At 66.5% G+C, this 22,427-nt stretch carries 14 protein-coding genes and 2 pseudogenes; 12 read left to right on the top strand and 4 right to left on the bottom strand.

Going from position 1 to position 22,427, the window contains the following annotated elements; genetic code table 11:
• Positions 1–41 precede the first annotated feature (41 nt).
• From O6Y00_RS22000 to O6Y00_RS16625, 3 genes and pseudogenes are all read right to left on the bottom strand, one after another.
• A pseudogene (locus tag O6Y00_RS22000) lies at positions 42–1,310 on the bottom strand (Tat pathway signal sequence domain protein); the annotation flags it as partial.
• 36 nt (positions 1,311–1,346) lie between these two features.
• Positions 1,347–2,768 (bottom strand): annotated as a pseudogene (locus O6Y00_RS21995) (Tat pathway signal sequence domain protein); the annotation flags it as partial.
• Positions 2,769–2,779: 11 nt separating this feature from the next.
• Positions 2,780–3,439, bottom strand: a complete 660-nt coding sequence (locus tag O6Y00_RS16625) for a DUF6250 domain-containing protein (protein ID WP_353443718.1) — start codon at positions 3,437–3,439, stop codon at positions 2,780–2,782.
• Between the two features lie 249 nt (positions 3,440–3,688).
• Here O6Y00_RS16625 and O6Y00_RS16620 point away from each other — a divergent pair, with 249 nt between their 5' ends.
• The 4 genes from O6Y00_RS16620 to O6Y00_RS16605 are packed head-to-tail and all read left to right on the top strand — an operon-like array spanning position 3,689 to position 7,928.
• Positions 3,689–4,411 carry a rhamnogalacturonan acetylesterase gene (locus tag O6Y00_RS16620; RefSeq protein WP_353443717.1) on the top strand — a complete coding sequence of 241 codons (723 nt, stop codon included), beginning with the start codon at positions 3,689–3,691 and terminating at the stop codon, positions 4,409–4,411.
• Positions 4,412–4,440: 29 nt separating this feature from the next.
• A complete protein-coding gene (locus O6Y00_RS16615; protein ID WP_353443716.1) occupies positions 4,441–5,634 on the top strand; it encodes a rhamnogalacturonan acetylesterase in 1,194 nt (397 codons plus the stop codon).
• 1 nt (position 5,635) lies between these two features.
• A complete protein-coding gene (locus O6Y00_RS16610; RefSeq protein WP_353443715.1) occupies positions 5,636–6,610 on the top strand; it encodes an alpha/beta hydrolase in 975 nt (324 codons plus the stop codon).
• A gap of 16 nt (positions 6,611–6,626) precedes the next feature.
• Entirely contained in the window at positions 6,627–7,928 is a 1,302-nt protein-coding gene (locus O6Y00_RS16605) for an oligogalacturonate lyase family protein (RefSeq protein ID WP_353443714.1), read from the top strand.
• An 11-nt stretch (positions 7,929–7,939) separates the two neighbouring features.
• On the opposite strand, the gene O6Y00_RS16600 is transcribed toward O6Y00_RS16605, so the two are convergent.
• Positions 7,940–9,859 carry a rhamnogalacturonan lyase gene (locus O6Y00_RS16600; protein WP_353443713.1) on the bottom strand — a complete coding sequence of 640 codons (1,920 nt, stop codon included), beginning with the start codon at positions 9,857–9,859 and terminating at the stop codon, positions 7,940–7,942.
• A gap of 325 nt (positions 9,860–10,184) precedes the next feature.
• Between O6Y00_RS16600 and O6Y00_RS16595 the strand changes: the two genes are divergently transcribed.
• The 8 genes from O6Y00_RS16595 to O6Y00_RS16560 all read left to right on the top strand — a co-directional run bounded on the left by O6Y00_RS16595 (position 10,185) and on the right by O6Y00_RS16560 (position 22,375).
• Positions 10,185–13,379 carry a TonB-dependent receptor gene (locus O6Y00_RS16595; protein ID WP_353443712.1) on the top strand — a complete coding sequence of 1,065 codons (3,195 nt, stop codon included), beginning with the start codon at positions 10,185–10,187 and terminating at the stop codon, positions 13,377–13,379.
• A 136-nt stretch (positions 13,380–13,515) separates the two neighbouring features.
• Positions 13,516–14,319 carry an IclR family transcriptional regulator gene (locus O6Y00_RS16590; RefSeq protein ID WP_353443711.1) on the top strand — a complete coding sequence of 268 codons (804 nt, stop codon included), beginning with the start codon at positions 13,516–13,518 and terminating at the stop codon, positions 14,317–14,319.
• A 10-nt stretch (positions 14,320–14,329) separates the two neighbouring features.
• On the top strand, positions 14,330–15,094 hold the full coding sequence (locus O6Y00_RS16585) for an SDR family NAD(P)-dependent oxidoreductase (protein WP_353443710.1): 765 nt from the start codon (positions 14,330–14,332) through the stop codon (positions 15,092–15,094).
• Between the two features lie 86 nt (positions 15,095–15,180).
• Positions 15,181–16,629, top strand: coding sequence for a rhamnogalacturonidase (locus tag O6Y00_RS16580; RefSeq protein WP_353443709.1), 1,449 nt, complete (start codon positions 15,181–15,183; stop codon positions 16,627–16,629).
• 73 nt (positions 16,630–16,702) lie between these two features.
• Positions 16,703–17,017 carry an L-rhamnose mutarotase gene (locus O6Y00_RS16575; protein ID WP_353443708.1) on the top strand — a complete coding sequence of 105 codons (315 nt, stop codon included), beginning with the start codon at positions 16,703–16,705 and terminating at the stop codon, positions 17,015–17,017.
• Positions 17,010–20,033 (top strand): glycoside hydrolase family 35 protein, encoded by a 3,024-nt coding sequence (locus tag O6Y00_RS16570; protein WP_353443707.1) that lies wholly within the window; start codon positions 17,010–17,012, stop codon positions 20,031–20,033. The genes O6Y00_RS16575 and O6Y00_RS16570 overlap by 8 nt, the downstream gene beginning before the upstream one ends.
• Positions 20,030–21,262 (top strand): glycosyl hydrolase 53 family protein, encoded by a 1,233-nt coding sequence (locus O6Y00_RS16565; RefSeq protein ID WP_353443706.1) that lies wholly within the window; start codon positions 20,030–20,032, stop codon positions 21,260–21,262. The genes O6Y00_RS16570 and O6Y00_RS16565 overlap by 4 nt, the downstream gene beginning before the upstream one ends.
• Positions 21,263–22,375, top strand: a complete 1,113-nt coding sequence (locus tag O6Y00_RS16560; RefSeq protein ID WP_353443705.1) for a glycoside hydrolase family 88/105 protein — start codon at positions 21,263–21,265, stop codon at positions 22,373–22,375.
• Positions 22,376–22,427 lie beyond the last annotated feature (52 nt).

The raw sequence follows: 22,427 nt of genomic DNA, 5'->3' as shown, positions 1-22,427 counted from the left end.
CGCAAGGGCCCACAATACGGGATAGTGTACCGGGCCGGGTCTCAGTCCCGTCCAGCATCTCCCAGCCGCCGCTTGCCCAACGCATCCGGCGACTGGATGGTCGCGTGGTCGAGCGCCTCGGGGATCAGCGCCAGGCACTGGATCGCGGCCAGCCCCCATTGCGCCGCAGCGTTGGTCGACACGCCGGGCCATTCGAGAACCCCGCCCGACGTCCGACGTGGATCGCCAGGCCAGGTGCCCAGACCCGCATCGCCGGACAGGAATTCCGACGCCGCACGGGCCGCAAGCGCGGCGTCGTTTTCCGCATGCGCCGCGTAGGCGGTAAGTCGCGCATGGCTCTCGCGGAGGTTGCGCGGGCCGAACGGTGCGCCGAATTTGGCCAGATAGTCGGCCTGGGGCGCGTTGTACCAGCGGCAATAGTCGAGCCATGCAGCCCGGTAGCGCGGCACGTCGAGCAGGCGGATCAGTTCGGAACTGACCTCGGCCGCCCCGAACACCGCGTTCAGGTGCGAAAGTCGGATGCCCCGGTTCTGGTCGACGAACCGGCCCGAGGCGAGATCGAACGGGGCGCTGCCGGTCATCCAACCGTGCGGCAGCCGCCCGATGCTGTCGAGCCCGGCGACGATGCGGTCGCGCCACCGCGGGTCGCCGGTACGCTCCCATTCGGTCAGCCAGGCGGCGGCGAGCGGACACCAGGTCGTTCCGAACGTCATCTCGATCGTGCCCGCCGGCAGCACCGGTTTCTTCGCACCCGGCACCTTCCGCCCGATCTCGACCTGCTGGAGCGTTCGGTCCGAGGTCAGCAGGTCCCGCATCAGGTCGCCGACGCGCTCGTCCGCAGTCAGATAGTAGAAGATGCGGCGATAGCTGGCGTTGCTGACGCGCGGCTGTTTCGAGCTGTCGCTCCAGTGCTGGACGCCGTGGCGCGTGCCCATGCCGGCGAAGCGGCCGCCGTGATACACGTCGACCTCGCCGGTGTGGCGAGTCATCGCCTCGGCGAAGCGGAACGCCTGCGCGTTGCCAGTGCGCAGGACCGAATACCAGAGCCACAGGTCGGGCGAGAGTTCGCTGTTGTCCCAGGCGAACCCGCCGATATCGTAGCGCCAGCGATGCCGGTCGCTGTCGTAGGTGTGCATGATGTCGCCGTGGTTCCAGAACCCGTACCACGCCCGGCGATCGACTTCGCCGGCGTAGAAATCGACGAGGTTGGCGAGCTGGTTCTCGATCGAGGTGCGGTTGGGCGTAGAATGATCGGGCAGTCCCCAGTCGCCGAAAACGCGCGCGGCGTGGAGATGCTCGGGGGCTGCCATCAACTGCGGCGGTGTCGCCTGTGCCTGCGCCATCCTGGCGATGGTGGCGGTGTCGGGTGTCGCAGGGAGCGCCCAGAGCGTCAGTTCGCTGGTGCGCGCGATCCCCGACGCATCGTCCCAGCCGGGCTCATAATCCTCATAGGTGACGGACAGTCCCTCGTTCTGTGCGGCGTATCCCTCCATCCCCATCGCGCCGTGATAGGGGCGCAGATCCATCGCCGGTGCTTCGGGCGACCATAGCCAAGCGGTCAGCCGCGCGGCTTCGCGGTCGGCGCCGTCGACGTGCAGTGCGGTCGGATGACGCTGCCAGAAATAGCGTTGGCCGAGCGCGACGCCGCCTTCGGGACCACCGACATAGGCGAGACCCGGCGCCCGCGCGCCCTCGTCGGCGTCGATCCAGCCCTGCCCCGGTGCGGTCCGCTTGGTCAGTTGCCAGCCATTGGCGTTGGGCTGTTCGAGCCGGAAGTCGCCCCAGGCCGGGATCCGCTCCAGCGTGTCGCGCACGGCGGGCGCCATGTCGGCGATCGGCGGTGTGGCGTGACCGGCGATCTGCGCCTCGCGGAAGGCACGACCCGGATCACGGCGCAGGCCGGTCAGCGGTCGCACGCCCTCGGCGAACATCTGGCCGTCGGTGGCGATGCGGACATGGCGGTCGTGGAGCGCGCCGCGCATCGGCACGGACGCCTGTACGCCGAGGCTCGCGAGGAAATCGTGACCGGGATTGCCGTCGAACACGACGCTGTGGACGACCCGCAACGCCGCCGATCCGGCATAGGCATAGAGCCGCACCGTAAAGGGGAGCCAGCGACGATCGGCCATCGCGTGCCGCCCCTCGATCTTGACGACCGCGCGGACGGGGCCGCGTTGCTCGACGGTGACCCTCTCGATCTCGCACGCGAACGAGACGGGCTCACCGTGAAGCGGGTCCGACTTGACCGAGCCGACCAGCGTCACGGCGCCGAGCACGGCGCGCCCGGACTGGCTCGCCGAGCGGACCAGCGCGGGGCCGCTACGGCCGATCTCCCAGTGCAGGTCGCCGACGTCGATGAGCACGGCGTCGGCAGTTTCGGTAACCTTCACCGCGTGCGCCGGTGCCGTGGGGCGCCCGCGCATGACCATTAGGCCGGCGGCGGCGACGTCGGCGGGGACGGCGTGCGCGCTCCACTTGATCGATCCGTCGGGCCAGGTCGCGGTCGTCCAGGTCTGTGCCGGCACGGCGGCGCCAGCAGGGGTGCGAACCGCGAGCGCGGTATTGCGCTTCAACACACCGCGCGGCCACGCCACGCCGAACGTCTGGCCCAAGTGCAGCGCCGGCGCGGCACCATCGATCCACCGGATCGGCGCGGGCTGGAACGCGGCCGCGGGCGCGGCATCGAGCCGGACCGGCAACACCGCGGTGGCGCCACCGAGCAGCGCGATCTTCAGCGTATCGCGCCGCGTGGGATTCAGTGAAGTCATGATCGTCTCCATCAGCGACGCGTGATCGACAGGCGCCGGATGCGCAGGTGGCTCCACGTGGTCCGCAACCCGAACTGGCCGGCGGTGTAGGGTGCGGAATCGTCGAGTGTGAACACGCGCCGCCCGTCGCGCTCGACCGCGACTGTCCGCCCGTCCGCGATCAGGCGGATTTCTGTCCAGCGATTGGGCTGGAGCATGTCGGCGGCCTCGCGCTTGTCGTGCTCGGGCAATAGCGGCCGGTCGCCGGCGCGCCCGACATAGCGGCGGAAGCGGGTCGTCGTGTTCCGGTTGCCGCCGATGCCGACATAGTATGTACGCAAATTGTCATAGTCCGCGAAGGCGCCGCTCCGGCGGTGGGCGAGAACGGAACTCCCGTCGTCCTCGCGAGCCATCCAGAACGCGTTGAGATCGCTGACTTTGTCGTTTGCGCCACCCCGCGATACAGCCATCGCCTGGAACCGAATGACGACCGGTCCCGCGACCGGCTTGCGCCACCAGAGCGTCAGGCCCTTCGCGGTATCGATATCGATGATCCCGCTGCGTTCGGTGACCCGCGCCGCGGGGTCCTCGGCTTCGACGACCCAATCGGCGAGCGGCTGGCGGGCTATCGACGTCGACGGCACGCTGGCGAGGATACCCGCTGCGATGTGAAGCCGTGCATTCAAGCGCATGCTGCCCTCCCCGTGCGCTGTCATCGCGCTCCGCCATTGCATAGGCCGCGAAATCACCGCCGCCAAGTTCGTGCCGAATATTAGTTAGCCATTCCACATGATGGTTATTTCATCGAGATGCCGGTTGCTCTTTCCGGAACGGCATCGCATCATGCGGGAAAGAAACGCGGGAGAGTGTGGGTGAAGAACGGCCTGTTGATAGCCATCGCTCTGGTTGCGCCTGCATTGAGCGCAGCCGCCCCTGCCCCGATGCGGATCTTCATCGCCAGCGACTCGACCGCACAGGACTACAAGGCGGACCGTTATCCGCAGTCGGGCTGGGGCACGATGCTGCGCTGCGCGGTGACGCCAAACGTCAGCGTCGAGAACCGCGCGATCGGCGGGCGAAGCACCAACAGCTTCATCCGCGAGGGGCGGCTCGACAAGATCGCCGCGGACTTGCGCAAAGGCGATACGTTGCTGATCCAGTTCGGTCACAACGATGCGAGCGTCGACAAGCCCGAGCGCTTCACCAGCATCGAGCAGTACCGCGCGAACCTCCGCCGCTTTCTCGACGTGGCGAAGAAAGCGGGCGCGAAGGCGGTCATCCTGACTCCGGTCGCGCGACGCGACTTCAAGGACGGAGTCGAGCAGCCGAGCTTCCCGACCTATGCCGACGCGGCGCGCCAGGTCGCACGCGAGACGCGGACGCCGCTGATCGACCTGGGCAAGACGTCGCAGGCGTGGGTGCAGGCCGCCGGGGCCGAGGCGGCGAAGGGCTATTATCTGCATTACATCGGCGCGGCGGGGGCGCCCGGATATCCGACCGGCGTGGCCGACGACACGCATTTCAGCGAAATCGGCGCGCGGCGGGTTGCAGATCTGGTGGCCACGGACTTGCACCGGCTGAAGCTGCCGATCGCGCGTTATGTGACGCCGGGTACGCCAGCGCTGACCAGAGCGACACCGGCGGGCGGCCCGTCGTGCGGCTGATCGGCGGTTTGGCACTCGGGATCGCGGTCATGAGCACGCCGGCCGATGCGCAATCGCAGCGGTTCGTGTTCGGCGGCGGCACCGCGCCGAGGGGCGCCGTCGCAGTTGCCGCCGGACGTGCCTATGCCGACGGGTTCGGGTTCGAGGGCGGCAATCCAGCGCTGTTCTCGGTTGCCGTGCCGCCGGGCAATTACCGCGTCACGGTGACGCTGGGCCGGCCCGGGGTTCGCACCGACACCAGTATAAAGGCGGAGTCGCGGCGGCTGATGCTCGATGCGATCGTCGTGCCGGCGGGGCGGTCGATCACCCGGAGCTTCGTCGTCAACGTGCGTAACGCCGCGCTTACCCCGCCGCCGCTGAATGCGCCGGGTGGGACCGCGGTGCTGCTCAAGGAACGCGAGCGCGGTTCGTTCAGCTGGGACGACCGGCTGACGCTGGAGGTGCTCGGCACGAAGCCCGGCGTGACCGCGATCACGATCGAGCCGGTGAGCGTGCCGACGATCTTCCTGCTCGGCGATTCCACCGTCACCGACCAGTCTGCCGAGCCTGCCGCGAGCTGGGGGCAGATGCTCCCCGCGTTCTTCCGTGCGGACATCGCCGTCGCCAATCACGCGGAATCGGGCGAGACGATGAAGTCGTTCATGACCGAATTGCGCTTCGCCAAGGTGCTGGAGTCCGCGAAGCCGGGCGACTGGGCGCTGATCCAGTTCGGGCATAACGACCAGAAAACGCAGTGGCCGCAGACCTACGCCGCGGCCGAGACGACCTATCGGGACTACCTCCGCGCGTGGATCGCGGAGTTCCGTCGACGGGGCGTCGAGCCTGTGCTCGTGACCTCGCCCGAGCGGCGGATGTGGACCGGCGACAAGATCCGCCCGACACTCGCGGACTATGCCGCGGCGGTGAAGGCGGTCGGCGCGGAATTGCGCGTGCCGGTGATCGACCTGAATGCGGCCAGCATCCGCTTCTACGAAGCGCTCGGACCGACACGCGCGCCGCTCGCGTTCAACGATGGCGGCAAGGACGCGACGCATCACGACAACTACGGCGCATGGGTGCTCGCGCGGATGGTAGCGGCGGGGATCACGACGGCGAAACTACCACTTGCCGAGCATCTGAAGCCGGATCTGACAGCGTTCGATGCGGGCCACCCCCCCGACCCTGCCACGTTCCGGCTTGCGCCGAGCGTGGCGCATGATTCCACCCGACCGGACGGAAACTGAGATGACCACGCGACGTACGATCCTGGCCGGCGGTCTTGCCAGTGGGCTCACCAGCCTGCTGCCGCTCCGCGCTTTCGCACAGGACACGACGCTGGCAGTGGAGCGGTTCGCGCTCTGGACTGGTGCGGCACCTGGAGCCCCGACACCGGCGATCGTCGACCAGTGGGTCAAGCGTTCGCCGACTGGCGCGGCGGACGACATCGCCTGGCCGCATGTCGCGACGCCGATGCTGACGGTAGTGCGGCCGGCCAAGCCCAACGGTGCCGCGGTGCTGATCTGTCCCGGCGGCGGTTACGCACGCGTAGCGGTTGGGCGGACCGGCGGCGGCATCGCACGCGACTTCGCGGCGCGGGGGATCACTGCGTTCGAGCTGCTCTATCGCCTGCCGCACGATGGCTGGGCGGCAGGCCCAGATGCGCCGTTGCAGGATGCGCAGCGGGCGATGCGCGTGATCCGCGCGGGTGCAGGCACGCGCTGGACAGTCGACCCGGCGCGCGTTGCCGTCACCGGCTTTTCCGCTGGCGGGCATCTCGCGGCACGGCTGGCGTCCCGGTCGGGTACGCCGACCTACGCGCCGATCGACGCGGCCGACCGCCTGTCCGCAAAGCCCGTGATCGCCGGGCTGTTCTTTCCCGTCGTGACGATGCTCGACGACGGCGTGCATGCGCAATCGCGCCGCGAACTGCTCGGTCCGCACGCCACCGATCCGGCATGGCAGCGCCGCTATTCGACGCAGCTCGACCTTCCGGCCGACATGCCGCCGAGCTTCGTGATGGCGAACGCCGACGATCCCGCAGTGCCGGCGCGCAACAGCATCCTGCTGTACGAAGCCCTGCATGCCGCAAAGATCCCCACCGAACTGATGGTGTTCGAAAAAGGCGGCCACGGCCCCCCTGCCCCGCACCGCGACGGCACGCCGATACCATGGATGGACCTGTTCCTGGCCTGGTCGCGCGACCATAGCTGGCCCGCCTGACGACAAGGATCTGACGATGCGAAACATTGCATTCGGGCTGAGCATCGTGCTCGCTGTGGCCGCGCCTTCGATCGCGGCGAAACCGGCCTCATGGATCGACGCGAAGACCGGTCACAGGATCCTGCGGCTGTCCGACGCGCCCGGCAATTATGCGCTGTACTTCAACTACAACGCCTACACGCCGCAGGGCGACCTGATGATTTTCCAGACCGCCGACGGTATCTCGGTGGCGGACACGAAGACATGGGCGGTCAGGTCGTTGCTGCACCGGCCGGGCGCTCACCTGCTGTTCGCCGGGCACAAGACGCGCACCGCGTATTTCTCCGAACAGGCCAAGGGTGGCGACGACGCGCCGATCACGATCTATGCCGCCGACATCGATACGGCAAAGGTCCGCAAGATCGCGGTGGTGCCGAAGGGCAGCCGGATCGACACGCTCAACGCCGACGAGACATTGCTCGCCGGGCAGGTCGCCTCGCGCGACATGCCGCTCCAGCCCAACGCGGCGGGGGTCGATATCAAGACCGGACAGACGGCGTACGCGGCGAACTGGCCCGACGGCCGGCCGATGACCTATGCCGATGCCAAGGAGTTCCGGCTGAACCAGCGGCTCGACGCCAAGATTCCGATGGAGATCTTCACCATCGACGTGACGACCGGGCAGCGGCGCAGCGTGGTGAAGGCGACCGACTGGCTCAATCACCTGCAATTCTCGCCGACCGATCCGACGCTGCTGATGTATTGCCATGAGGGGCCGTGGCACCGCGTCGACCGGATCTGGACCATCCGCACCGATGGCAGCCAGATGACCAAGGTCCACGCGCGGACGATGAACATGGAGATCGCCGGCCACGAATTCTGGTCGCCCGACGGCAAGACGATCTGGTACGACCTGCAAACGCCGCGCGGCGAGGATTTCTGGCTCGCCGGCTACGACGTCGCGACCGCCAAGCGCCGCTGGTATCATCTCGAGCGCAACGAATGGTCGGTCCACTATAACGTCTCGGCGGACCAGAAGCTGTTCTCGGGCGACGGCGGCGACAGCGAGATGGTTGCGCACGCCCCGGACGGGAAGTGGATGTATCTCTTCCGTCCCAAGCCGGTGCCGGACGTCGCCGGGATCCGCGCCGACAATGCCGACACCCTGATCGAAGCCGGCACGTTCGCCACCGAGAAACTCGTCGACATGAGCAGGCAGGATTACAAGCTCGAGCCGAACGCACGCTTCTCGCCCGACGGAAAGTGGCTCATTTTCCGCGCGAACATCGAGGGCAAGGCGGCGATCTACGCAGTGGAGACCGCCAAGGCCCAGCCCTGAGAGCAGCAGCCTCAGTCGGCGTCGTCCGACGGGGTGAGGCTGCCCGGAAAATAGCCGAGATGCGGCGGCTGGTTATAGGCGGTGTTCTGCCACGCGACGCCCGCGCGATAGACCGGGTCCTGCATCAGCGTGACGAGGCGGTGCCTGGTCGGATACGGCGTCACGTAGATGCGCAGTTCGCGGTTGTCCGCCGAGCGCCACACGACCTCCTCACGCCAGTCGCCGAGAATGTCCGCCTGTAGCGCGGGGTTGGATTTGGTGCCGTTGTTCGACGCGACGTCGGTCGGGTGCAGCAACGGCACGGCGGTGCTCGTCTTCCAGTTCCATTTGCTGATCGTCGTGCCGTCTAGCAGTTCCTGGAGCAGGTCGCCGTCCCAGTAGAGCGCGAAGTTGGTCTGGCGCGGTGCCGGACCGATCGCGTTGCCCTTCACGTCGAACAGGTCTCGGCTGTTCGAGCCCCATAGCTCGGCCCCGACATGACGTGGGTCGATATCCGCGGCGAGCCCGCGGCCCGTGTCGGTATCGGCAGGCTTGGTCCACAGGATCGCGCCGGTGCGCGCGTCGAGCAACGCCGAACCGATACCGCCATTGGTCTTAACCTGTTCGTGCACGCCCCATTTCTCGAGCCCCGGACGCAGCGGATCGAGATCGGCGACGTGCATCGCATCACCGTGGAACAGTGGATCGCTCCAAAGCCCCTTGCCGTCGTCGTCGACCGCCATCGAGCCGTAGATCACCTCGTCTCGGCCATCGCCGTCGACATCGGCGATGCCGAGCTGGTGGTTGCCGCGATCGGCATAGTCCGCATTGCCCGGTGCGGCGCTGTCGAACAGCCAGCGCTTCGTCAGCTTGCCGCCGCGATAATCCCACGCGGCGATCGCGGTGCGCGCATAATAGCCGCGGCCGAAGATCATGCTCGGGTGAACCCCGTCGAGATACGCGGTACCGGCGAGGAACCGGTCCGCGCGGTTGGCATAGCCATCGCCCCAAGTGTCGCGCATCTGTTCGAAGGTCGGATTGCCGCCGGGATAGCGCGGCGGATCATAGGGCGCGGTGGCGAGCGCCTTGCCGGAGCGGCCGTCGAACACCGTCAGATATTCAGGCCCCTTCAGGATGCGGCCGACCAGCGGCGCGACCTTGGTCCCGTCCGCGAGCACCTTCGCGCCAGTCTTGTCGGGCTGCGGCACTTCGCCGTCGCGACCGCGCCAGTCCGCTTTCGCGTCGCCGAGCGTGACACCGGCGCCGTCGACGGTACCGTCCGCGGTCTTCATCGCGATTTCGGCGCGACCGTCGCCATCGTAATCAGCGACCTGGAACTGCGTGTAATGCGCGCCCGCGCGGATATTGCGGCCAAGATCGATCCGCCAGAGCCGCTTGCCGTCGAGCGTATAGGCGTCGACGAAGACGTTGCCCGTATAGCCCGCCTGGCTGTTGTCGTGGCTGTTGGTCGGATCCCATTTCAGGATCAGTTCGTAGCGGCCATCACCGTCGAGATCGCCGACGCTCGCGTCGTTGGCGGTATAGGTGAACGCCTCGCCATCGGGCGTCTTCCCACCGGGCGGGGGGACGAGCGGGATCGATAGATAGCCGCGCGGCGCCATCAGCGCCGGACCGCTTGGTGCACTCGCTTTGCCCGCCACCACCGTGCGGATGGTGTATCGTGCGCTCGCCGCGCCTGCGCGGTCGACGAACGACGTCGCGTCGGCGATAGGCTGTACCGTGATCTTGCGACCGTCGCGATAGACATCGAACCGTATCGCACGCGGATCGTCGCGGAGCAGCCGCCAGCCGACGAGCCAGCCGCCGTCCTTTGCCGGCGTGGCGACGACGCCGCGGTCCAGCCGCTCGACCGGGCGAGCCTGCGATGCGGCGAGGCTGGGGGCCGAGACACCGATCGACAGCATCAACAAGGCGTGACGGCTTGGCTTCATCATCATCTCCTGCGGGGCCGCGCCCCTTATCGTATTTATCCCAATTATTATGATTGCCCTTCAGCAAATGGCAATCTAATAACGGGACAGAGCTTCACAATGTGGTTTTTTGTCGGGCATGGCTCCGACGCTGGCGACGGTAATTGCTGCGCCAAGACAGGGGATGATGATGACCGGGCCCAGCAACCGAACCGAGCGCCTACCCCGTCGTGCGACGGACCATGGCAACGCCGGAGCGCTGCGCGCCGCTGTCTAGCATCATCACATTTCGACGGACCAGCCGCCGCAGCGTGGCCGTCCGAAACGTCTTCGGGGGAGATTTATCATGACAGTTCACACCGGAACCGCCCGCAACCTGGCGATCACCACGTCCGCACTCGCGATCATTCTGGGCAGCGCAACGCCGTCGATCGCGCAGACCAGCACGCCACCAGTGCCATCGGCCACCGCGCCGGCCTCGCAGGCTCAGACGCAGACGCCGGCTCCAGAAACGACATCGCCGGATGGCGCGACGCCGGAGGATATTCTTGTCGTCGGCACGCGTGCGTCGCTGCAATCGGCGATCGCACGGAAACGCAAGGCGGGCACCGTCGTCGACTCGATCGTCGCCGACGATATCGCCAGCTTCCCCGACAAGAACGTCGGCGACTCGTTGGCCCGCGTCACCGGCGTGCAGCTCGACCGCGACTTCGGCGAAGGCGTTAAGGTTTCGATCCGCGGCGTCGAGCCGGATCTCAACCGCGTCGAGGTCAACGGCGTCACGCAGGCGAGCGCCGACGGCAGCCGTTCCGGCGATTTCCGCGATCTGGCGACCGAGCTCGTCAAGTCGATCGACGTCTACAAGGGCTATAGCGCCGACCTGACCGAAGGTGGTCTCGGCGGCACCGTCAGCATCGAGACGCGTCGCCCGCTCGAACTGAAAAAGGCGCTCGGCACGCTGGTCGTGTCGGCGCAGCATCTCGAAACGACCCAGAACTGGCGGCCGCGCCTGACCGCGGTGATCGGCACACCGCATTTCCTGATCGACGGTCTCGGTGTCCTCGCCAACGTCACTTATGACGACAAGCAGCTGCGCCAGGATTACATCAGCAACACCAACTGGAAGCGGATCGCCGATTTCGACCGGTCGAACGAGAAGACCGTCTCCAATCCCGATTACGCCAACTTCAATACCTATGGCAGCTGCGCGGGCGTCGGCGGCGCGAACGCTCCGGCCGCGACCGCGCGTCGCCTGGCCTGCGAGACGCAGTTCTTCGACTGGGTGCCGACCGTGCCGCGGCTTCGCCAGCGCCGGATCGACGACAAGCGACTGTCGGGCGATTTCCAGGTCCAGTATGAGTTCGCGCATAATTTCCGCGCGTTCGCCGAAGCGACCATCACCAACCGCAAGCAGCAGCTGAACGACGTCAACTACTCGCTCGATCTCGGCCGCTTCGAACGCTTCAACTACGACGCCGCGCTCCCGGTCGGGCTCAACGGTGCCACGTCGCGACCGCAGATCGCCGCGGGCACATCGACCAGCGAGAACCATGTCGTCACCAGCGCGCTGACGGCGCTCAATTCGGTCAATGTCGGCACCGCCGCCGCGCCGATCTGGAACGGCGCCAGCAACATCCTGGGCGTCCAGCGCCGCGATTTCGAATATGACCAGCGGACACGCTATTATTTGACCGGGTTCGACTGGACGTTCGACAATCTCCAGGTGAAGGCGCTTGCGTCGCATTCGACCGGCCGAACCGTCGGCGAGACCAACCTGCTGGCCTATTCGACCGGCATCAGCGGCATCACGATCGATCGTCGCAACGACCTCGGCATCCCCGTGTTCGTGTTCCCGGAGAATTTCGATCCGACCTCGAACAGTGCCTATGTCCGGCCCGGAGGCGTCAACCTGGCAGGCCGTCAGGCAGGGCCGACGGTCCAGTATCGTCCGACCGACAACAACAACAAGGAAGACCAGCTGAAGCTGGACGCGGACTGGGAGACCAACCTGCCCTTCCTCAAGAGCATCGAATATGGCGGCCAGTTCCGCTGGCAGGAATATGAGAATTATGCCGGCGGCGGCACGCGGATCCTGTCGCCCGCGGTGTCCGCCAATCCGTCGACCGGCACCGCCGCGGTTCCCGCGGTCTATCAGACCAGCGCGAACGTCTCGTACACCACGGTCGTCACCGACACGCCGCCGACGGTACGCGCGCCGAACACCTATTACATGACGCAGGCGCAATACGCGCAGTTCGTCTCGGCAAACACCGGATCACTGCCCGGCGCGCCGCTGTTTTCGGGCCTCTCGGGCGCCCCCGCCGGCCTGCCGTCGCAACTGTCGGTGCCGGTGATCGATTATAGCCGGCTTGGCCAGATCTACGATCTGTCGGGGTTCGACCAGGATCTCGTTCGCAGCGCGGACGGGCTGTCCCAGATTCCCGCCGTGTTCATCAAGGAACGCGTCGCCGCCGCCTACATCAAGGGCAATTTCGAGCAGGACGTGTTCGGCATGCGGCTGAGCGGCAATGCCGGCGTTCGCTACGTCAAGACGATCGACCAGGGTACGGGCACCAACGTCAGCCGCCAAACCCGGGTCCGTCCGGGGACCGGCGTGCCCGGCATCCCCGCGGTGGTCGAAACCGTCATCCTGGGCGCCAACTCGCTGTCGATCAACAATAGCTACACCGACTGGCTGCCCGCGTTCAACGCTGCGCTGGACATCACGCCGAACCTGACCTTCCGTGCAAACTGGGCGCGCAACCTCGCGCGACCCAAGCCGACCGATCTCGTCCCGAACATCAATTGCGTCGACGACGTGACCGACATCACCGGGCTTCAGGATGCGTGCGTCTCGGGTAATCCGGACCTGCTGCCGTACCGCGCGGATCAATGGGAGGTGAACCTCGGCTGGTTCCCGAACAAGGATACCGCGATCAGCATCGGCTATTTCAAGAAGTACGAAAAGAGCTTCGTGATCCAGAACATCACGCGGACGAACGTCGATCTGTTCAAGGACGGTACGCTGTTCACCGTTCGCCAGCCCGCCAATGGCTTCGGCGCGCTGCTCGACGGGATCGAGGCCAGCGTGCAGACGGCCTTCACCTTCCTGCCGGCGCCTTTCGACGGCCTCGGCGCGAGCGGCAACGCGACCTATGCGCGGGCGATCCGCACCAACCTGACCAATGTCGCCACCGGCTTGCCGCTCGACGACTATCCCGGCCTGTCGAAGTGGACGGCCAACGCCAGCATCTTCTACGACAAGGACTGGCTCAACCTTCGCGTGAACTACAATTATCGCTCGAACTGGCTCGTCACCGTTGCCGACGTCAATTTCGACAACAGCCCGATCTACCGCAAGGCCGAAGGTTTCATCGACGCCAAGGTGACGTTCCGGTTCCCGGAACAGCACACCAACCTGTTCATGGAAATCCAGAACATCAACAAGCAATCGTCCAAGAGCTACATCGATAAGGCTCGGCCGGTCGAGTATTACTACGCCGGCCAGCGCTTCTTTGCCGGCTTCCAGTTGAAGTTCTGACGCACAGCCTCCCCCTCGGCCGATCGCCCGCTGGCGGTCGGCCGTTTTTCCCGCCGCATCCCAACCGTGTAGCGCGATCCGCACGAGCCGGATTCGTCGATTGCCAGCATGTAGGAGGCCGTCTTATGGAGTGGGCATGAACACTTCCACGACGAACATCGACAAGACGGAGTCGGCCGGAAACGGTGTCGGTGCCGGCAGCCAGACTCTCATGCGCGGGCTCGACCTGATCGAGGCGGTCAGCCACGAAGTCCTGACGTTGAGCGAACTCGCGGTAAAGCTCGATCTGACCAAGAGCACGACGCACCGGTTGCTGAGTGCGTTGGTCGATCGCGGCTATCTCGCGTTCACGCCGCGCTCCGGATACCGGCTCGGGCCCAAGCTGCTGCTGCTCGGCACGCTGGCACAGGCGCAGGCCGATCTGGTGCAGGTCGCACGGCCCTATCTCGAGGAGCTCGCCGCCTCGACCGAGGACACCGTGCATCTCGGCGTGTTCGACGGCGACTTCGCGCTGTATCTCGACAAGGTGCCGGGGCGGCGCCGGATCACGATCTCGAGCCGGGTCGGCGATCGCCAGCCGCTGAGTTCGACCGGGCTCGGCAAGGCGCTGATGATCGATTCCCCGCCAAAATATTGGCAGGAGCGCTTCGACGCGGATCAGGCGGCGGGTGCGCCCAAGGCCGATGCGAAAGTATGGCGCGAGCGGATGCAAGGCTATGCGACGTGCGGCCGTGCGTTCGATCTGGAGGAGAACGAGGATCAGATCCGCTGCGTCGCCGCGCCGATCCGCGATGCCGCGGGCAAGATCGTTGGCGCGATCAGCGTGTCCAGCGCCGCGCAGTATATGAGCGACGACCGCATGACGACGTTGACCGACGAGGTGCGCGGCACTGCGGGCGCGATCAGCCGCGAGCTCGGCTTCGAGCCGCCAACCGATTAATTGGGAGAAGATGATGTTGCTCGAAGGCAAGACCGTGCTGGTGACCGGCGCATCAGCAGGGATCGGTCGGGCGGTCGCGATCGGTTGTGCGCGACACGGCGCCGATATCGCGCTGAATTTCGCGCGCGACATGACCGGCGCCGAGAGCGCCGTGGCCGAGATCGAGGCGCTCGGACGCAAGGCCGTCGCGATCCAGGGCGACGTCGCCGATCCGGATACCGCGCGCGACTTCATCGACAAGGCGGTGGCGGCGCTCGGGCGGGTCGACGTGTTCGTCAACAACGCCGGGATTTGTCCGTTTCACGCATTCCTCGACATGCCGGTCGAGACGTTCGAGCGGACCATGCGCGTCAACCTGCATGGCGCGTATTACATGGTCCAGGCGGCGGCCAACCAGATGGTCAAGCAGGGCGACGGCGGGTCGATCATCGCGATGTCGTCGATCTCGGCGCTGGTCGGCGGCGAGTACCAGACGCATTACACGCCGACCAAGGCCGGGCTGCATTCGCTGATGCAGTCGGTCGCGATCGCGCTCGGCAAGCACGGGATCCGCTGCAACTCGCTGTTCCCGGGCACGATCCTGACGGACATCAACAAGGACGATCTCGCCGACGAGGCCAAGCGGTCGTACATGGAAAAGCGCATTCCGCTAGGCCGGCTGGGCAAGCCCGACGATCTGGTCGGACCGACGGTGTTCCTGGCCTCCGATCTTGCGCAATACGTCACTGGCGCGTCGCTGCTGGTCGACGGCGGCATGTACGTGAACCTGCAATAAGCGCGTCCGGCGCCTCGCTGGTAACGCGGCGCGCGTTGGGGTTGGGGCTTGGCGCTACGCTGCTCCCCTTCCCCGCCCACGCTGCGATGATGATCGACGTCCGCGATCACGGCGCGCGTGGCGATGGGCGGGCGATCGACAGCACCGCGATCAACGCCGCGATCGTTGCCGCCGCACGGTCCGGCGGTGGGACGGTGCTGATCCCGGCGGGGCGTTATCTGTGCTTCTCGATCCGGTTGAAGAGCAACGTCACCCTTCAGTTCGCCAAGGGCGCGGTGATCGAGGCGGCTGATCCTGCACGACACGCAGGGCGCTACGACCCGCCAGAGGATAATGGCGAGCAACTGTACCAGGATTTTGGCCACAGCCATTGGCGCAACAGCCTGTTCTGGGGCGAGGATGTCGAGAATGTCGCGATCGCCGGTCCCGGCCTGATCCACGGGCTTGGGCTGACTCGCGACGGCCCTGGCGCACGCTGGAAGGCGCAGACCGGCGAGCGGCCGCTGTCGATGCGCCAGATGAGCGCGGCCGAGATCGCGCGGCTCGAACCCGATGCTGCGCGCATGAACGGTCTCGGCAACAAGGCGATCGCGTTCCGGAACGGCCGCGATATCCGCCTGTCTGGTTTCTCGATGCTCAAATGCGGGCATTTCGCCATCCTCGCGACGGGCACGCGCGACCTGCACATCCACGACCTGACGATCGACACCGACCGCGACGGGATCGACCTCGATTGCGTCCAGCGCACGATCGTCGAGCGGTGCCGCGTCAACACGCCGAACGACGACGCGATCGTCATCAAGAGCAGTTTCGCGCTTGGTCGGCCGGTCGCTTCGGAGGACGTGACGGTCCGCCACTGCGCCGTGTCGGGCTATGATCTCGGGACGATGCTCGATGGTACGCGGCAGACGACGCAATTGCTCGCGCCCGACCGGGACCGCGTCACCGGGCGGATCAAGCTCGGGACCGAAAGCAACGGCGGATACCGGCGCATCCTGATCGAGAATTGCAGCTTCACGCACTGCCGTGGATTAGCGCTTGAGACCGTCGACGGCGGTGTGATGGAGGATGTCGTCGTGCGCCGCATCACGATGCGCGACGTGACGACCGCGCCGCTGTTCCTGCGGATCGGCGACCGACGCCGCGGTCCAGCCGGAACGCAGGTAGGTGCGATCCGGCGGGTGACGCTAAGCGACATCGACGCGACGGGGATCGATCACCGCTTCGCCGCAGCGATCGCGGGGCTTCCCGGCCATCCGGTCGAGGACGTCACGTTATCCCGCATCCATCTGTCCTATCGTGGCGGCGGCACGCCCGAGGATGCCGCACGCAGGCCTGAAGATCTCGCCGGCGCCTACCCCGAGCCGAGCATGTTCGGGGTGCTACCGGCCTGGGGTTTGTGGGTCCGACATGCCAAGGGCCTCGTGATCGACCGCCTCGACCTCGCCACGACTACGCCCGATGCGCGCCCGCCCTTCGCAGTCGAGGACGCGACCGGACTTTCAATAACGCGGACGCCGCTCTGGCGCGGTTAGCGTTTGACCTGAGCACCGAACACCTTTACCAAATCGTACATAGCAATACCACATAGTGGGTTGGGAGGGTGCGATGTCGATCCATGCGTTCAGGATGCAACTGAAGCCCGGCGTGGTCGATGAATACCGCAAGCGGCACGACGAGATCTGGCCCGAACTCTCCGCCTTGCTGACCGAGAGCGGCATTCATGATTATTCGATCTTCCTCGACGAGACGACGCTGGCGCTGTTCGCGGTCCTGAAGCTCGCCGAACCTAATACTCGCGACGCCCTCCCCGATCATCCGGTGATGAAGCGCTGGTGGGATCACATGGCGCCGCTGATGGAGGTCGAGGACGATAACCGGCCGAAGGAATGGTCGCTGCCGCTGATCTTCCATCATGATTGATCGCTCACGCCTGATCGCACTGGCGCTCGCCACCGCGCTGACGCCGGTCGTGGCGACGGCGCAGGTCGCACGCCCGACGCAGAACCTCGCCGCCCCCGTCAAGACGTTCGGCCGCGTGTCGTACGACGCACGGTCGCTGATGATCGACGGCAAGCGCCAAGTGATCTGGTCGAGCGAATTTCATCCGTTCCGCCTGCCGAGCCCCGATCTGTGGCGCGACATCCTGCAGAAGATGAAGGCGAGCGGGTTCAACACCGTCGCGCTGTATTTCGACTGGGGATATCACAGCCCCAAACAGGGCGTGTACGATTTCACCGGCATCCGCGACGTGGAGCGCGTGCTGACGATGGCGCAGGAGGAAGGCCTCTACGTGATGACCCGCGCCGGGCCGTACGTGAACGCGGAACTCTCGCGCGGCGGGTTTCCGGGCTGGCTGGTCAACCAGAAGGGCCGCGCCAGGACCGACGATCCGGCGTATCTCGCGGCGTCCGACGAGTGGCTGACGCGCATCAACGCGATCATCGCGCGGCACCAGATCAATGGCGACGGCAAGGGCCATAGCGGCAGCGTCATCCTGCACCAGATCGAGAACGAACTGGCGCTGACTACGCCGGCGCAGCGTCGCTACATGGATCATCTCTACGCCAAGGCGCGCGCCGACGGCATCACCGTGCCGCTGTTCCACAACGACCAGGGCCGCAACGGATACTGGGTCCCCGAGTCCTCGACCGTCGCGAACGTCGTGAAGGGGCCGAACGACCTGTACGCGTTCGACGGCTATCCCGGCGGCACCTGCACCGTCGCGGGCAAGCCCACGCGCGGCGTCGCGGCGCCCGACTGGGGGTTCTACGGCCCCGGCGGTGCGAAGGGCGGCGCGTCCGCCTCGCCCGACACGCCAGCCTTCCTTGCCGAGTTCGGTGGCGGCTGGTTCGATTACTGGGGCTCGAACGGCGGCTACGAATGCAACGCCATCCAGCGCGGCAAGCGGTTCCAGCGCGTGTTCTACGGCACCAATCTGGCGAACGGCATAGACATACAAAGCTTCTACATGGGCTATGGCGGCACGAGCTGGGGCTGGCTCCCCGCCCCCGTCGTGTTCACGAGCTACGACTACGGCTCGGCGATCTCCGAAGCGCGCGAGGTGCGGAGCAAGGCGGAGGAGATGAAACAGCTTGGTGGGCTGATCGCCGCCGTGCCGGACCTCGCGGGCATGGTCCCGGCCGCGCCGGTGCAGGTGTCGTCGCCGAACGTGCAGGCGTATCACAACCGCAGTCCGGAAAGCGATGCGCGCTTCCTGATGGTGACGCACAAGCCGTCCAACGGCCAGACCGACGACCGCTTCACGATCACCGCCGACCTGCCGGACGGGCGCTACACCTTCCCGCAGGCCGAACCGATGCGGCTGAACGGGTTCGACGCGAAATGGCTGGTCGCGGGCGTGAATGTCGGCGGGCAACGACTGGTCTATTCGACGTCCGAACTGCAGACCGCGCTGACGATCGATCGCGGCGACGTGATGCTGCTGTACGGTCGTGCGGGAGAGACCGGCGAGACGGTGTTGCGTTATTCGTCCGCACCGACGGTGACACTGCTCGAAGGCACCGCCACCAGCGCGTTCGACGCAGCGAAAGGCGACCTCAGGCTCGAGTATACGCATGCCGGGCGCGCGGTGGTGCGGGTCACGGGTGGCGGGCGCCCTGCCCTTACGTTGATCCTCGCCGACGAGGCCGAAGCGGTGCGCTATTGGCGTGGCAGCGCCGCGGTGCTCGTGCGGGGGCCCGCGTTGCTGCGCTCGACCAAAGCGACCGGCGGCACGCTCGTGCTGACCGGCGATACTGCCGAGACGACGCCGCTCGAAATCTGGGCTCCTGCCGCGCTGCGGTCGGCGCGGTGGAACGGGACGGCGATCGCGACGAAGACGACCGCGATCGGTAGCCGAAGCGCGACGACGGCCTTGCCCGGTCCAGCGCCCGTCGTGCTCCCAGCATTGACCGGATGGCGGATGGCCCAAGGCTCCCCCGAAGCCACGCCCGGGTTCGACGACAGCAGCTGGCAGGCAATCGACGGACGCGGCAGCGCGACGACGACCGCCAAACCCGACGGCCAACCGAACCTGACGATGGACTCCTACGGCTTCCACGACGGCGACGTCTGGTATCGCGGCCGCTTCACCGGCACGCCCGATGCCAAGCAGATCGCCTTGTTCTACGGCGCGGGCGGTTCGGGGATGGTACAGGTCTGGGTCGATGGCCAGTTCGTCGGCCAGAATGAGCTGCCGAGCGGCCTGCCGCGGCCGATCACGACCGGGCTCGCACGGTTCGACCTGCCCGCCTCCGCACAGTCGGGCGGCGAGCACGTCGTCAGCGTCATGGTGCGCAACAACGGTCACAATTGGGACCTCGATTCCGACGATTATCACAAAGAAGCGCGCGGGCTGGTTTCCGCATCGATCGAAGCGCCGGGCGGGCGCAGCTTCGGCGTACCGATCGCGTGGAAGATCCAGGGCAAGCTCGGCGGCGAGGACCTCCCCGATCCGGCCCGCGGCCCCGCCAACAACGGCGGCCAATATGGCGAACGGGTCGGCTGGCACCTGCCCGGCTTCGACGACAAGGCCTGGGCCGCAGCGACGATCCCCGCCACCACGGCGACGCCCGGCACGACCTGGTATCGTACGCACTTCGATCTCGCGGTGCCGAAGGGTCAGGACACAACGATCGCCCTCGCATTCGGCGACACGACGACGCCGCGCTCGGTCGCCCGCTACCGTGCGCTGCTGTTCGTCAACGGCTGGAACATGGGCCAATTCATCGCGAATGTCGGTCCGCAACGCGTGTTCCCGATCCCCGAGGGCATTCTCAACCACCACGGCGCGAACACTGTCGCGCTCGCGGTCACGTCCGACGGCGCGCCCGGCGACGCGATCGAGCAGGTCCGCCTGATGACGATGCGCAACGTCAAGGGCGGCGTGCCGGTGCGGATGGTCGCGGCACACGACCGGCTGGGCCCCGCCAAATGATCACGCGCAGAACATTTGGCGCGGGCGCTGGGGCGGCCTGTCTCGCCAGCATCGCACCAGCCGCAAAGGTTGCAAGCGGCGCAAGGCCGTGGCCCTATCTGATCGGCGCGGACGTCTCGTGGATCCCGGAGGACGAGTTCGCCGGCGCGAGGTATTTCGAGAACGGCGTCGCGAAGGACCCGCTCGCAATCCTCCGCGATGCAGGCTTCAACGCGATCAAGCTGCGGCTGTTCGTCGATCCTGCGAAGGGGTATTCGAGCGGCAAGTCGGGCGGGCCGTGGTGCGACCTGCCGCGCACCATCGCGTTCGCCAAGCGGATCAAGGCCGCGGCTTTCCACCTGTCGCTGACGCTGCATTATTCGGACACCTGGGCCGACCCGCAGCATCAGGACAAGCCCGCCGCCTGGGCTGCACTCACGTTCCCGCAACTGGTCGAGGCGGTCCACCGCCATACCGTCGACGCGCTGTCGGCGATGAAGCGCGCGGGGGCCGCCCCCGACCTGGTCGTGATCGGCAACGAGACGACCTTCGGCATGCTCTGGCCCGACGGACGCGTGCCGCTGACGATTCCGACCGGCAATCCGCAGACCGATGCGGTGCACATGAATGTCCCCGGCGCCGGCGGGTACGACCGGTTTGCGCTGCTGTTGAAGGCCGGGATTGCCGGCGCGCGCGAAGCGACGCCCGAGGCACGGGTGGCGGTGCACAATCACCTCGGGCGGCACTGGCCGATCGTCCGCTACTGGATGGACAATCTGCTTCAGCGCGGCGTCAAATTCGATGCCACCGGCTTCTCCTGCTACCAGCAACAGGCGCAGGGCGACTGGGCGCGAACCTTTACCGAGTTCGCCAAGGCCTATCCCAACCACGGCTTTCTCGCGCTCGAATATTCGTCGCGCAAACGCTACGTCAACGACCTCGTCCACGCACAGCCACACGGCTGGGGCAGCTTCATCTGGGAGCCGACGCGGCACCAGGAAGCAATCTTCACGCACAATGGCACGCCCGCCGGCGAAGGGCCCAAGCCCGACCTTCTCTCGCAGGGGATCAACGCCGCCGAAGCACCCGGCGCCGTGGCGACACCGACCGCACCGACACCACCGAACGGCACGACGCCGTCGACGGGTCATGGCGGCCGCTACGACGCGGACCCCGAATTTCTCACCCTCTATCGGACGATGGCGCGCGACTACGGGCTCAGCCCTGCGCGTCCCAACAGGAGACTATAAGTGGCTGCCCTCACCCATAACGTACCGCGCGCGGACGTGACCGCCGCGATCGCCAAGCTGATGGACAACCTCGTCAACATCAAGGACGAGACCGGCGAGTTCCTGCTGCGCCTCGAAGACGGCCGGGTCATCGACACCAAGGGCTGGGCCGGCTGGGAATGGACCCACGGGGTCGGCCTGTTCGGGATGTGGCGCTATTACGAGCAGACCGGCGACGCGGGCGCGCTGGCGATCATCAAGCAGTGGTTCGAGGATCGTTTCGCCGAGGGCACGCCGACCAAGAACATCAACACCGTCGCGCCGTTCATCACGCTCGCCTATCTCTACGAGCGCGAGCCCGATCCGCGCTATATTCCCTATCTCGATACCTGGGCCGAGTGGCTGATGGCGCCCGACGGCCTGCCCAAGACCGAGGAGGGCGGGTTCCAGCATATCGTCTACAATGACGAGAATCCGGGCGAGATGTGGGACGACACGCTGATGATGAGCGTGTTGCCGCTCGCCAAGATCGGGCTGTTGCTGAACCGCCCGCACTATGTCGAGGAGGCCAAAAGGCAGTTCCTCGTCCACATCAAATACCTGTTCGACAAGAAGACCGGGCTCTGGTTCCACGGCTGGGACTTCAACGGGCGGCATAACTTCGCCGAGGCGCTTTGGGCGCGCGGCAATTGCTGGGTGACGATCGCGATCCCGGAGATCATCGAGATCCTCGACCTGCCGGTGGGCGACGCGTTCCGCACCTTCCTGATCGATACGCTCGCAGCGCAGGTGAAGACGCTGGCCGAGACGCAGGACGAGAGCGGCCTGTGGCACACGCTGGTGATGGACCCGGCCAGCTATCTCGAGGCGTCGGCGACCGCGGGCTTCGCCTACGGCATCCTGAAGGGCGTCCGGAAGGGCTATCTGCCGCGCCACTACGAGGCGGTCGGGATCAAGGCCGTGCAGGGGGTGCTCGCCAATATCGACGAGGCCGGCGAGTTGAAGCAGGTCAGCTTCGGCACCGCGATGGGCGACACGCAGCAATTCTACAAGGACATCGCGCTCACCTCGATGCCGTACGGCCAGAGCCTCGCGATGGTCGCGCTCGCCGAGTTCCTGCGGACCTATATCTGACCCTGCGGCGTGCCTTGCTTGCGGCCGCGCTATGGCTCGGGGCGCCAGCCTC

It is taken from the genome of Sphingomonas faeni, assembly GCF_040407565.1.
Lineage (GTDB): Bacteria > Pseudomonadota > Alphaproteobacteria > Sphingomonadales > Sphingomonadaceae > Sphingomonas > Sphingomonas faeni_F.
The sequence above is the reverse complement of the archived record's forward strand: the minus strand, read 5'-3'. Positions and strand labels throughout refer to the sequence as shown.